Here is a 13,276-nt window from a genome sequence, read left to right on the forward strand (position 1 = left end):
GATCTGTCGTGGTCCGGGGCCCTCGGGCCGACCACGACACGTTCGTGGTCCGGGGCCCTCGGGCCGTAGGGGGCGGCGGTCCGCTACTCCGCCTTGATCGCCTCCAGCATGTTCAGCTTGGCGGCCCGCCGCGCCGGCCACAGCGCGGCCAGCACTCCGACGACCACGGCCAGCGCGAGGAAGATGCCCATCCGGCCCCACGGCAGCACCAGCTCGTACGTCGCCAGTGAGCCGCCGATCAGTTCGCCGGCCGCCCAGCCGAAGAACACCCCCAGGCCGATGCCGAGCACCCCGCCGAACAGCGAGATCACCAGCGACTCCAGGCGCACCATGCGCTTGATACCGCGCCGGTCGAGGCCGATGGCGCGCAGCATGCCGATCTCCTGCGAGCGTTCGAAGACCGACATCGCCAGGGTGTTGATGACGCCGAGCACCGCGACGATCACGGCCATGGCCAGCAGGCCGTAGAGCATGTTCAGCATCAGGCTGAACATCTGGGCGATGCCGTCGGAGACGTCCTTCTTGTCCTGGACGGTGATCGCGGGGTTCTTGCCCAGCGCCTTGACCAGCGAGTCCTTGGTGGCGTCGGTGGCGCCGTCCTTCGTCTTGACCATCACCTGCATATCGGTGATGTGCTTCTGGTGCGGGGCCAGGGTGGCGTTGTCGAGGATGATGCCCTTGATCATCTCGTTGCCCTGGTAGATGCCCGAGACGGTCAGCGCGCCCTTCCTGCCGTCCTCGAAGGTCACCGGGAAGCGGGAGCCGGTCTTCCAGCCCTTCTCCTTGGCGGTGGCGTCGTCCACGATGGTCCGCTCGCCGCTGAGCCCGCCGACGGAACCCTCGGTGAAGTCGAGCTGGGTGACCTTGCCGAAGTCCTTGCCGCTGACGCCGGTCAGATACTCCGTGCCGCCGCCGATACGGGACGGGGAGTTGCGCAGCGGGCTGGCGGCGGTGACCTCGTCCAGGCCGCCGAGCTTCTTCGCCACGTCAGGGGAGAGCGGCGTCTGGCTGGCCATGGAGATGACGTAGTCGGCCTTCAGCGAGGAGGTGGCCATCTTGTCGATGCTCTTCTGCACGCTGCCCGCGATCACCGTCAGACCGGTGATGAGGGTGAGCCCGACCATCAGCGCGGAGGCCGTGGCGGCCGTACGGCGCGGATTGCGCACGGCGTTCTGCCGGGCGAGCTTGCCGGAGATGCCGAACGCGCGCAGTACGGGGGCGGCGACGGCGATCAGCGGGCGGGACAGCAGCGGCGTCAGGATGAACACGCCGATCAGCAGCAGCACCGCGCCCGCGCCCATCATGGCCTTGCCGTCGTCCATACCGGTGGCGACCAGGACGCCGGCGGCGCCCGCGCCCGCGAAGAGCGCGCCGATGGTGTTGCGGACCACCAGCGACTTGGTGGTGGCGGTGGCGTGCACGCTGTTCATCGCGGCGACCGGGGGGATCTTCGCGGCGCGGCGGCCCGGCAGCCAGGCGGCGAGGACGGTCACCACGACGCCGACGAGCAGCGAGGCCAGGATCGTGGACGGCGAGACGACCAGCGGCCCGTCGGGAACCTTCGCGCCGGTGCCGTTCATCAGCGCGCGCAGCCCGGCGCCGATACCTATTCCGGCCGCCAGTCCCGCGGCCGCGGCGACCGCGCCGACGACGAACGCCTCGATCAGCACCGACCGGGTGACCTGGCGGCGGCTGGCGCCGACCGCGCGCATCAGCGCCAGTTCCTTGGTGCGCTGGGCGACCAGCATGGTGAAGGTGTTGGCGATGATGAAGACGCCGACGAAGAGGGCGATACCGGCGAAGGCCAGCAGGAAGGTCTTCATGCCGTCCATGCCCTTGGCGATCAGCTCGGCCTGCTCGTCGGCGAGCTGCTTGCCGGTGGTGGTCTCGGCACCGTCCTTGGGCAGGATCTTGTCGACGGCGTCTTTCAGGGCGCTCTGGGACGTGCCCGGTGCGGCCTTGACGTCGATCTCGTTGAATTCGCCGGGGGCGGTGAACAGCTTCTGGGCGGTCGGGGTGTCGAACAGCGCGAGGCTGCCGCCGGCCGCGACGGTGCCGTCGTCGGTGGTGAAGATGCCGGTCAGCTTCTGCTCTCGGACCGGTCCGTCGACGGATATCCGGACGGTGTCGCCGACCTTGTAGCCCGCGCGGTCCGCGGTGTGCGCGTCCAGCGCGAACTGGTCCGCGGACTTGGGCGCGGCGCCGTCCCGCATCGGGTAACGGGCGTCCTTGCCGTCCTCGGCGGGGAAGTGGTTGCCGCCGCGGGTCGTGAAGCCGTCGCCGATCAGCTTGCCGTTCTTGTCGGCGATGGCGGTGAACCCGGAGACGGTGCCGGTGGCGGAGGCGGCGCCGGGCACCTTGGCGGCCGCGTCGAGCAGCTTCTGGTCGAGCCGCGGGGCGGCCCCGGGGGCGCCGGAGTCCGTGTCGGACCTGTGCGGCTGGATGGCGACATCGACGTTGTCGAAGCCCTTTTGGGAGCTGTTCTGGAATGCGTCGGAGATGGTCGAGGTGAAGACCAGGGTGCCGGAGACGAAGGCCACGCCGAGCATGACGGCGAGGACGGTCATCAGCAGCCGGGCCTTGTGCGCGAGCACATTGCGCAAGGCGGTACGGAACATGAGTGGGTCAGTCCTGGAGGAGAGGTCCGAAGTTCGAGTGGCTGCTGCCGGTCAGCTGGTGCGGCCCTTGGCGTCGAAGCCCTTCATCCGCTCCAGCACCATGTCGGCGGTCGGGTCGGGCATGTCGTCGACTATCCGGCCGTCGGCGAGGAAGATCACGCGGTCCGCGTACGAGGCCGCGACCGGGTCGTGCGTCACCATCACCACGGTCTGGCCCAGCTCGCGCACGGAGTTGCGCAGGAAGCCGAGGACCTCGGCGCCGGAGCGCGAGTCGAGGTTGCCGGTGGGTTCGTCGGCGAAGATGATCTCGGGCCGGGAGGCGAGCGCGCGGGCGACCGCGACCCGCTGCTGCTGACCGCCGGAGAGCTGGCTGGGGCGGTGCTTGAGCCGGCCGGCCAGGCCGACGGTCTCCACGACGCGGTCCAGCCAGGCGCGGTCCGGCTTGCGCCCCGCGATGTCCATCGGGAGGGTGATGTTCTCCAGAGCGGTCAGGGTGGGCAGCAGGTTGAACGCCTGGAAGATGAAGCCGATCTTGTCGCGTCGCAGCTGGGTGAGCTTCTTGTCCTTGAGCCCGGTCAGCTCGATGTCGCCGATCCTGGCCGAGCCGCCGGAGATCGCGTCCAGCCCGGCCATGCAGTGCATCAGCGTCGACTTGCCGGACCCGGAGGGGCCCATGATCGCGGTGAACTGGGCCTGCCGGAAGTCGACGGAGACGGCGTCCAGGGCGACCACCTGGGTCTCGCCCTGTCCGTAGACCTTGGTGAGATCCGTGGCGCGGGCGGCCACCGCGGTGGCGCGGGTGGGCGTCGAGACGCCGGAGTGGGTGGTGGTCACGGGGAGGAGCTCCTGTCGGGACGAGGGACCGTCTGGTCCGCGGTGGCCGGGTCGGCCACGTGATGAGGACGGCTTCCATCGTGGGTCAGGAAAAGGGGTGGGGACGTCAACCCCTGTGACCGTCCTTGGACCGACCCTGGGGCGTACCCGCACATCCTCCGGTCATCCCTGCGGAGGAGACGGACCCTGAGAGCCGCTGCCCGCACCGGCCGCGTGCCAGGACGGTGCCGCCGGGTGCCGGCCGCGCGTCAGAGCGATCCGGAGGCCGTACGGCGCGGGGGTGACAGCGGTCGTCGACGAGGCATCGAGTTTCCGTCAATTCGGGCACGAATTTCGTCGTGACGCTCAACCGCAAAGCGAGGCCTCAGGCATGTGCCGAAGGCGTGTACCCAGCGCTGATGCTCCCTCAGTTGCCAATAAAATAAGACAACCTCGGGATGTGCGGCCGATCTGCGTGGTGCGCTGCGGGCTACGCTCGTGCTGCCCTCTTTGAGGCGGCATGGGGGATCCCAGGCCCGGATGGTGGAATGCAGACACGGCGAGCTTAAACCTCGCTGGCCTTCGGGCCGTGCCGGTTCAAGTCCGGCTCCGGGCACTGCCGGTGAGCGACTGCCTTAGAAGGCCGGCTACCTGAATTTTCAACGAGTTAGGGGCCGCCGGTGAATGCCGGCGGCCCTACTCGTTTTGCCCGCTGTCGCCTCAGCGCTCCACGAGGTCGAACAAACCCTCCCAGCGGCCGACAATCTCATCGGTGGAGAACCGTTGGATGTTCTCCCGCGCCGCCTCGCCCATCGTGTCCCGGAGCTCCTTGTCGGAGATCAGGGTCTCAAGGTGCCGGGCGAATTCGGTGATATTGCCCGGGGGGGCGAGGAACCCGTCCACCCCGTCCGTGATGATCTCGTGGACGCCCGGCGCCACATCGAAGGCCACACACGGCACGGCGGTCGCCATCGCCTCCATAGGGGCCAGCGGGAAGCCCTCGCCGCGTGAGCTCAGCGCGAACACCGAGCCGTCCCGCAGCGCCCCCGGCACATCGCCGGTACGCCCCATCCACTCGACGCTCGCCGCGACTCCCAGCTCCGCGGCCTGCTTGCGCAGCGCCTCCGCCTCCTCGCCGGAGCCGTAGATCCGCAGCGTCCAGTCCGGGTGCCGCGGTGCGACCTTCGCCCAGGCCTCCAGGAGCAGGTCCACGCCCTTCTCCTCGTGCAACCGGCCGATGCTGACCACGCACTTGCGGGAGCGGTCGGACGGCACGTCAGGGAAGAACGGCAGCGGGTTCGGCATGAAGCCGACGTTGTCGAGCCGCTGGCGGATCCAGTGGTCGGCGTCCTCACGGGTGAGCGTCAGCATCCGGTCGGTGTCCGCGTAGAACCGCTTCACCCGCTGGAAGCGGGAGGACTTGCGGCAGGTCGCGAACGACTCATGGCTCATGCCGATGACCTTCAGCCCCGCGGTGTCGGCGAGCGCGACCCACTCCATCGCCCACACCTGGGTGACGATCACCACCGCGCCCGGCCCGGCCGCCCGGAACAGCCTGCTCATCTTGGCCGCCTGTTCGCGCATCCCGGCCTCACGGGAGGCGCGGCGGCGCTGCTCGACGAGGTTGAGCTTGTCCTTGACCCCGCGTACGGGGCGGACGCTCGGCGGATGCTCGTCGTAGAGGGTGGTGGTCTTGTACGGCAGGTCGGCGGCCAGCTCGTGCACCCGGCCCTCGGGCGGCGGGACCACGCCGACGACATGCACCCGGTGGCCCCGCTCGCTGAACAGACGGGCCATCTGATGCGACCAACTGGTGATGCCTCCCAGCTCGTTGACGCTGTTGGAGACGAAGAAGATGTCCCGCGGCTGGGCGGCGTTCGGCTTGCTCATCAACGGCTCCACTGCGCGAAGAACTGATCGACGATGCTCTGTGCGGCGTCGCCCCGGTCGTATTCTCCGAACTTGGCGACGAATTCCCTGCGGGGCGTCGCGTATTCCAGGGCCTGCGTCTCGAACGATTTGATGGTCTCGTGGAAATCGTCCTCGGTGCGGACCACCGGGCCCGGCGCATGCGCCAGCAGATCGAAATACGTCCCGCGGCCCTCGTGGACGTATTCGTCGTAGTCGTAGGTGAAGAACACCAACGGCCGGTCGAGCAGCGCATAGTCGAACATCACCGACGAATAGTCCGTGATCAGTCCGTCGGCCAGCTCCAGGATCGGCGTGATGTCGTGCCGCGCGGATACGTCGATGACCTTGCCCTGCACGGTCGGCGGCAGCACCACGTGATTGAGGTAGTGCGACCGCACCAGCAGGACGTAGCGGTCACCGAACTGCTCGGCGAAACGCTCCACGTCGAAAGGCAGCTCGAAGCGGCCGTGCCGGCCGCCCACCTTGCGGAACGTCGGCGCGTACAGCAGCACGGTCTTGTCGTCGGGAATTCCCAACTCCGCGGCGAGCGCCCCGCGTTCGCGGCGTCCCAGCTCTGCTTCCCGCTGCCGGGACCTGACCAGTGCGTCATTGCGCGGGTAACCCACCCGCAGCAGGGTCTTCTCCTTGAGCCGGAAGGCCTTGGCCAGGGTGTGCACATCGTGCTCGGACCGGACCAGGAAACGGTCGAAGCGGTCCAGCGAACGCTGTTGTTCCGTCTGCTGCTGCCGCGTCATGGCCTTCAGCACCGGCTGGTCGAAGCCCATCTTCTTGAGGGCGGAACCGTGCCACGTCTGGATGTACGTGGTCTCCGGACGCTTCGTCAGCTTGAGCGGATAACTCTGGTTGTCCACCCAGAACTCGGCCTGTGCGAGAGCCTTGAGATACGCCAGCGACCACCGCCGCACGAGGGTGACGCCCTGCGGAAAGTCCTTCGGGTTCCCGCTGTACGACCAGATCGCCTCGAAGTCGAGGCCCTGCCGGCGCATTTCCTCGTAGATGGCACGCGGACTGTCGCTGAACTGCTTGCCCAGGTGGCTTTCGAAGACGACCGTGCGCTTCTTGATCGGCAGCCGGCTGAACACCTCGTGATACGCACGGAGTTTGTTGTCCCCGGAGACCAGGCTCTTCCGCAGCGTCTTCGCCTTGCGGTAGCCCGCCTTGGCGAGCGTCCCCGGCTTTCCCTGCACACCGCGGGCGATCAGTTCCTGGACGCGCTCGCTGGTGCGGCTCTCACTCACCAGACGGAACGCGAGGTGGCCCCTGGCGGAGATGTGCGGCTCGATGTGGTCGGCGACCATCCGGGTCAGCCGTGGCCGGACGGGCAGCGGCCCACCGGACAGCTCGGTGTCGGCGACGGTGAGCCGGGTCCTGGTGCGCACCCCGTCGACATCCAGGGCCAGCCGGACGTCCCAGATGGTGTCGACGATGCCCAGGGGACGCAGCCGCGCGGTGATGTCCGCCGTGGTCTCCCAGTGGATGGTGTCGCCTTCGTGGCGCAGTATGCGTACCGGGAAGGTGAAGGACTGCAGGCTGCGCCGGCGGGCGCTGAACTCCAGCTGGCCGGTCAGCTTCGCGCCCGGGGGGATGACACCGAGCGGGTTGGTGATCCGGCCGGCCAGCGACGCCGTCCGGCCGGCCTCGGAGAACGCGGTGAGCTGATTGCGCAGGAACAGCTTGTTGACCGGCTTCTCGTGGTAGCCGATGTCGGTGACGTCGAGGATGCCGCGCCCGAACGTGTCGTCGAAATGGCCGTCGCACCAATAGATCCGGCCGTCGTGCTCGGCGAGCGGCGACGAGACCTTGTCGCGGTTGATGAGCGTGTCGACCGCCGGGATCAGATTCTCCCAGTCACCCTGTTGCAGCAGATACGCACAGATGGCCTGAATCGGCTGGACGCGTTCATACGCTTCGGGGGAGATGCTCGCGAGGTATTCCCGGGAGAGTTCGGCGAACTCCCGGCGGTACGACTCGCTGCGGAAGGGCAGATCCCGCAGATGCAGCACCAGGTCGTGCTTGAGGAATTTGACGTCCTTGGCGAGCTTCATCTCGGTCAGCCCGCGCTCTTCCAGCAGCGCGTCGATCCGCTGGTGAATCTCCAGCCGGTGGGCGTAGTTGGTCATCTCGTGCCGCCGGTTCGTCACCGACTTCACGGCGGCCCGCTCGTAGACGTGCCAGTAGTAGACCTGATTGGGGATCAGGGTGATGCGCTTCGCCGCGAGATAGGCATCAGCAATAAACATCAGGTCTTCGTAGAACATCCCCTTGGGGAACAGGAGGTTGTTCTCGACAAGGAAATCCCGGCGGTAGCACTTGTTGGTGGACAGGGTGTCCCACACGAACAGGTCCGGCAATTCCGTAACGGACTCCAGCGTGCGGGTCGTGGAATAAAGCCACGCATACCACTCGTCACGCTTCTGGTTCCGGGTGTCCTTGTGCAGCCGCACACACAGGCCGGAAACGATGTCCGAGCCGGTTTCCTCGGCGGCCTCCAGCATATTCCGGCACGCATTGTGTTCCAGGACGTCATCGCTGTCCAGGAACATGACGTACTGCCCCGTCGTGTGCCGGATGCCGACGTTGCGGGGTTCACCCCCCGCGCCGCTGTTCTCCGGCAACTGGAAGGCCCTTACCCGCCCTGGATGGACGGCGGCGAGGTGCTGCGCCACTTCGAAGGAACGGTCGGTGCTGCAATCGTCGACGATCACCACCTCGACGTCCCGGAGCGTTTGATCCAGTACGGACTGGACAGCGGTCGGCAACCGGTCGGCGTCGTTGTAGACAATGACGACTACTGAGACGTCAGGCACAGGCACCTCAACCCTCTTATCGCTGCTGTTTCCCGCCAGAATAGACCCATCTGCACCCCTGATTGTCGGCCATCCGTGCCCCTACCGTTACGGGCAGTGACCGGCATATGCGGTGCGAATAAGTGCCCGGCCGGGGCGGATCGTGACGTCGAGTCATCGGCGCGTCATCGATGCGCCGTCGATGTGGATCCGCAGGGCAGGGCAGGTTCCGGCTACCAGGGAGGACGGTGACTTCTGCGAATCGGTTGCCTGCCGGGCCTCCCGTGATGAGACCTTTATCGGATTCGATATGCGGAATTAGCCGTTCGGGCACCTCTGGGTGCTCCCGTACGTCCTCCACGTAGCGTATGCATCGTCCCTCGTTCCGCGGGAAGATCCTGCTCAAGAACTAGGGACGTGTCTTTGCCAAGCTATTACGCTTGTGCGTCAAGGCCGCGCTGGGCGGCCATGGAGGAGTGAGATGAGGAGCAGTAACCCGGTCTTCTCGCGACGGCAGTTCAGCCGCGGCACCGGCTACGCGGGCTTCAACGCAGCGCCGCAGGCCGGGGCACCCGCCGCGAACCCCTACGCCGGAGCGAACCCGTACGCGCAGGGCGGCAACCCCTACGCGCCGCAGGACGCCAACCCGTACGCCCAGGGCCAGCAGGGCCTCACCGAGGCGCCGCCGCAGTACACGCCGCAGACCCGCCCGATGACGATGGACGATGTCGTCGCGCGCACCGGCATGACGCTCGGCACCGTCATCGCCGGTGCGGCAGTCGGCTGGATCTTCCTCAGCAACAAGGGCTTCGGCTTCGCCATCGGCGCGGCGCTGATCGCGATGGTGCTGGCGTTCGTCCAGTCCTTCAAGCAGAAGCCGTCGCCGCCGCTGATCCTGGCGTACGCGGCCTTCGAGGGCATCTTCCTGGGCGCGCTCAGTGGCGCGCTCAACAGCATCCCGAAGCTGGCCGGCGCCCCCATGCAGGCGGTGCTCGGCACGATGGCGGTCTTCGTCGCCATGCTCATCGCGTACAAGACGCGGATCGTGCGGGTCAACGCGCGCTTCACCCGCTTCGTGATGATCGCGGCCCTCGGCTTCGTGATGCTGACGATGGTCAACCTGCTGTTCATGGTCTTCAGCGGGGGTGACGGTCTCGGCTTCCGCAGCGGCGGCCTGGGCATCCTGTTCGGCGTCGTGGGCGTGGTCCTCGGCGCGCTGTTCCTGGCCCTGGACTTCAAGCAGGTCGAGGACGGCATCGCCTACGGCGCTCCGCGCGAGGAGTCCTGGCTGGCGGCGTTCGGCCTGACCCTGACGCTGGTGTGGATCTACATGGAGATGCTGCGCCTGGTCTCGATCCTGCGCGGCGACTGACGCCGGGCACGGGCGCCGGGACACCCGGCGCCGCAGAGCGCACGAAGGGCCCGTGGGCAGCTGCCCACGGGCCCTTCGGCCTTGAGGTGCGCCAAGGCGCGAGCTAGGGCCTGTCCGATGGGTCATGGCCGGGCCCGCGGCGTCTGGCACGGCACCTCGCGGCGTTGCCGAAACGTCCCAATAGCTCCGCTATCGGGACGCTCCGGCGCCTTGCGATGTACCGCACCAGGCGCCGCGGCCTTTCCGACCCTGACCCATCGGACAGGCCCTAAGCCCCGCATCGCATATCAGAGCTTGCGGGCGGCGCGCCTGAGATCGTATTCATGGACAATCGCCTTGGCGTGTCCGTAGGCGAGATCGTGCTCGCCACGGAGCCAGCTGACCTTTTCGTCAAAGCGGAAGAGGGACGGTCCTTCGTCAACGGTGCGGAGCCAGTCGGAGATTTCCCGGCCGGTGCAGTGCGGGATGCGGGAGAGCATGTTCCGGTGGGTCTCTTCAGAAAAGAGCTGAGACATCGGCGCCTCCGGACGCGGTCGATGCTGGTTCTTCAGCACACCGTGCCTGAGGGTTCCGCCGTTGGCAACCACCCGGGAGTGGCGCATAGGCTCATGACGTGCTTGACGTGACCCCCTTGCAGACCGCCGTGGACGCCTTCGCCGACCGCCTCAGGTCGCTCCCGCAGAGCACCCTCGCCGGCGGCGCCGCCGCCGAAGGGCTCGCGCTGGCCCGGGAGTTGACGCTGCGAGCGCAGCGGATCGAGCGCCCCGGGCAGGAGCCGTACGAGCTGCCGGACGCCGGGATGTTCGCGGTCGGCGACCAGCTGGCGGTGGCCGGCCACGATCTTGTCGAGGCGCTGCGGGGCGTGGCGGCGTCACCCGCGGATGACGTGAAAGTGGCCCCCGCCGAGCAACTGGCGGAGGCCGTACGGCTGGTCCGGGCGGCGGCGGGACGCTGCTGAACGCAGCCGCCATCGGCGCGCCGCGCCGTCAGAGCGAGGCGATCACACGGTCGGCCAGGATGTAGACGCTCTCCTGGTGGCGCTCGCCCCAGGCGAACGTCAGGGCGTACGCGCCGGAGATGCCGGAGCCGCCCAGCAGCACCGGGCGCCGGCCCGCGTGCAGCGCGTCGGCGACGCTCTCCGAGGTCTCGCGGTGCCCCGGGGTCAGGCAGAGCGTGGTGCCGTCGGTGAAGACATAGACGTCCAGGGTGCCCAGCGGACCGGGGCGTACGTCCGCGAGCGGGGTGCCCCGCCGGGCGAGCTCCTCCAGGCGCGCGACGGTGCGCTCGTGGTCGCCGATGACGGGGGTGGGGGAGAAGTCCGGGTGCGAGGGGTGGCGCCGGCGGGCGGCGGCCAGCTCGGCGGACTCGGTCTCCTCGACGGGCTCGAACTCCGGAGCGTCCAGGACCTCCAGCGCTTCGAGCGCCTCCACGGACTCCAGCGCGTCCACCGGCTCCAGGGCGTCCGGGCCCAGCAGCGGCTCCAGCCCGGCCAGATCCGCCTGGCGGGGCAGGAACGGCTGGCTGTCGAACCGGTCCAGGCCGAGCCGCTCGGGCAGCTCGGGAAGCTCGCGCTGGTCCGCGCGGGCGTCCAGCGGGCTCTCCTCGCCCAGGCCGGCCAGCCCGCCCAGCAGCGACGGGGCGTCGGCGGCGTCCCTGGCCTCCTGAGCGGCCCAGAACGCACGGGCCTCGGCCAGTTCGCGCTCCCGCTCCTCGGCCAGCGCGTCCGCGACGGCGGCGCGTATGTCCGCCAGCGGCGTCTCGGTGGCCGGGGTGGTACGGGCGGCCGGAATGGCCGCGGCGGCCGGGCCCGCGGCGGCAGCGGCACGGGCGGCGACGAGCTCGGCGTGCAGCTCGGTGATCTGGCGCCGCAGACCCCGCGCGGTGTGCAGCGCCGCGGCGCCCAGCACCACGGCTACCGTCGCGGCCATGGGCAGGACCAGGTTCATGAGGCTCATGCCGCATCCTCGCTTCGCTCGGCGGCCCCGTATGCACGGGGCGCGCACCTGTTCATGGACTTCCCTCGGCCTCCGGCCGGTGGGACCCCCCTGATGCGCTCGCTCATCGGCGTACTCCCGATAACAGAATGTCCCCCGACTTCCTACATCAGCCTGCCGGTGGTCGGCGACCGTTCCCAGTGCGCTATGTCCCGGAATGGGCAGGGCTTTGGCCCTTATACGTTCGGGTGACCCCCTGCTGACCTGCAAAAATGCTTCTCCCCCAGGGCGTTGGTCACAATCCTGGGGGAGATTGGGTCGCGATCTTGTCACTGGGTGATGCGGGTCACGCGGTGTCGCTGTACGTGTCCGGGCGACGGCGAAGGGTGCGCGCGGAACGGGAGTTGGACCGTCTCCCGCCGTCCTCCGCGCGCACCCTCCGGACCGGCGTTTCGCTACAAGGTCAGCTCACTACGGGGTCACCTCAGCCGCCCGTGCTTTCTGGTCGCGCTGAGCTTCGCTTCCACTCAGCTCAGCCGCTCGATGACCATCGCCATGCCCTGGCCGCCGCCCACGCACATCGTCTCCAGGCCGAACTGCTTGTCGTGCCACTGGAGGGAGTTGATGAGGGTGGTGGTGATGCGGGCGCCGGTCATGCCGAAGGGGTGGCCGACGGCGATCGCGCCGCCGTTCACGTTCAGTCGGTCCAGGTCGATGCCCAGGTCGCGGTAGGACGGGATCACCTGGGCGGCGAACGCCTCGTTGATCTCGACCAGGTCGATGTCGGAGACCGACAGACCGGCGCGGGCCAGCGCCTGCTTGGACGCCTCGACCGGGCCGTACCCCATGATCTCGGGGGAGAGGCCGGAGACGCCGGTGGAGACGATCCGGGCCAGCGGGGTCAGGCCCAGCTCGCGCGCCTTGGTGTCGGACATGATGACCAGCGCCGCCGCACCGTCGTTCAGCGGGCAGCAGTTGGCGGCCGTCACCAGGCCGTCGGGGCGGAAGACCGGCTTGAGGCCGGAGACGCCCTCCAGCGTCACACCGCCCCGCGGGCCGTCGTCCTGGGAGACGACCGTGCCGTCGGGAAGCGTGACGGGCGTGATCTCCCGCTCCCAGAAGCCGTCCTTGATCGCCTTCTCGGCGAGGTTCTGGGACCGTACGCCGAACTCGTCCATGTCCTGGCGGGTGACGCCCTTGAGGCGGGCGAGGTTCTCCGCGGTCTGGCCCATCGCGATGTACGCGTCCGGGATCAGGCCGTCCTCGCGGGGGTCGTGCCAGTCGGCGCCCGCCTGCTCGGCGCGGGCCGCGGTGCGCGCCTCCGCGTCCGCGAACAGCGGGTTGTGGGTGTCGGGCAGGCCGTCGGAGCTGCCCTTGACGGACCGTGAGACGGTCTCGACGCCCGCCGAGATGAAGACATCGCCCTCGCCGGCCTTGATGGCGTGCAGCGCCATCCGGGTCGTCTGGAGCGACGAGGAACAGTAACGGGTGATGGTGCAGCCGGGGAGGTGGTCCATCCCCATCTGGACGGCCACGATGCGGCCGAGGTTGTGGCCCTGCTCGCCGCCGGGGAGGCCGCAGCCGAGCATCAGGTCGTCGATGTCGGTGGGGTTCAGCTCGGGGACCTTGGCGAGGGCCGTCTCGATGATCTTCGCGGTCAGATCGTCGGGGCGCAGGTCCTTGAGCGAGCCCTTGAAGGCGCGGCCGATCGGGGAGCGGGCGGCTGAGACGATCACGGCTTCGGGCATCACACGGCTCCAGGAGAAGAAAGGCCCGGCGCGCACCGCCTCGTTGAGGGGGGCGGTGGGGCGACGGGTGGGC

At 68.7% G+C, this 13,276-nt stretch carries 9 protein-coding genes and 1 tRNA gene; 3 read left to right on the plus strand and 7 right to left on the minus strand.

Annotated features, from left to right (window positions below; genetic code table 11):
• Window positions 1–83: 83 nt before the first annotated feature.
• Entirely contained in the window at window positions 84–2,618 is a 2,535-nt protein-coding gene (locus AB0I10_RS30460) for an ABC transporter permease (protein WP_363155894.1), read from the minus strand.
• A 51-nt stretch (window positions 2,619–2,669) separates the two neighbouring features.
• Window positions 2,670–3,452 (minus strand): ABC transporter ATP-binding protein, encoded by a 783-nt coding sequence (locus AB0I10_RS30465; RefSeq protein ID WP_363155895.1) that lies wholly within the window; start codon window positions 3,450–3,452, stop codon window positions 2,670–2,672.
• A gap of 513 nt (window positions 3,453–3,965) precedes the next feature.
• Here AB0I10_RS30465 and AB0I10_RS30470 point away from each other — a divergent pair.
• Window positions 3,966–4,047: transfer RNA gene (locus AB0I10_RS30470), tRNA-Leu, on the plus strand.
• A 104-nt stretch (window positions 4,048–4,151) separates the two neighbouring features.
• Here the strand turns inward: AB0I10_RS30470 and AB0I10_RS30475 are convergent.
• Window positions 4,152–5,321 (minus strand): glycosyltransferase, encoded by a 1,170-nt coding sequence (locus AB0I10_RS30475; RefSeq protein ID WP_363155896.1) that lies wholly within the window; start codon window positions 5,319–5,321, stop codon window positions 4,152–4,154.
• Window positions 5,321–8,170: a CDP-glycerol glycerophosphotransferase family protein gene (locus tag AB0I10_RS30480; protein WP_363155897.1), complete on the minus strand. Its 2,850-nt coding sequence runs from the start codon at window positions 8,168–8,170 to the stop codon at window positions 5,321–5,323. Before AB0I10_RS30480 ends, AB0I10_RS30475 begins: the two co-directional genes overlap by 1 nt.
• 460 nt (window positions 8,171–8,630) lie before the next feature.
• On the opposite strand from AB0I10_RS30480, the gene AB0I10_RS30485 reads away from it, so the two are divergent.
• Window positions 8,631–9,521, plus strand: coding sequence for a Bax inhibitor-1/YccA family protein (locus AB0I10_RS30485; RefSeq protein ID WP_363155898.1), 891 nt, complete (start codon window positions 8,631–8,633; stop codon window positions 9,519–9,521).
• Between the two features lie 287 nt (window positions 9,522–9,808).
• Here AB0I10_RS30485 and AB0I10_RS30490 read toward each other — a convergent pair whose 3' ends face one another.
• A complete protein-coding gene (locus tag AB0I10_RS30490; protein WP_136744315.1) occupies window positions 9,809–10,036 on the minus strand; it encodes a DUF4287 domain-containing protein in 228 nt (75 codons plus the stop codon).
• 98 nt (window positions 10,037–10,134) lie between these two features.
• Between AB0I10_RS30490 and AB0I10_RS30495 the strand changes: the two genes are divergently transcribed.
• Window positions 10,135–10,479, plus strand: coding sequence for a hypothetical protein (locus AB0I10_RS30495; RefSeq protein WP_363155899.1), 345 nt, complete (start codon window positions 10,135–10,137; stop codon window positions 10,477–10,479).
• A gap of 28 nt (window positions 10,480–10,507) precedes the next feature.
• On the opposite strand, the gene AB0I10_RS30500 is transcribed toward AB0I10_RS30495, so the two are convergent.
• The gene (locus AB0I10_RS30500; protein ID WP_363155900.1) at window positions 10,508–11,476 is read right to left on the minus strand and encodes a hypothetical protein; all 969 of its coding nucleotides are present in this window, start codon (window positions 11,474–11,476) and stop codon (window positions 10,508–10,510) included.
• Window positions 11,477–11,982: 506 nt separating this feature from the next.
• Window positions 11,983–13,203: an acetyl-CoA C-acetyltransferase gene (locus AB0I10_RS30505; protein WP_363155901.1), complete on the minus strand. Its 1,221-nt coding sequence runs from the start codon at window positions 13,201–13,203 to the stop codon at window positions 11,983–11,985.
• Between the last annotated feature and the right edge of the window lie 73 nt (window positions 13,204–13,276).

This window comes from Streptomyces sp. NPDC050636, from assembly GCF_040654775.1.
Taxonomy (GTDB): Bacteria; Actinomycetota; Actinomycetes; order Streptomycetales; family Streptomycetaceae; genus Streptomyces.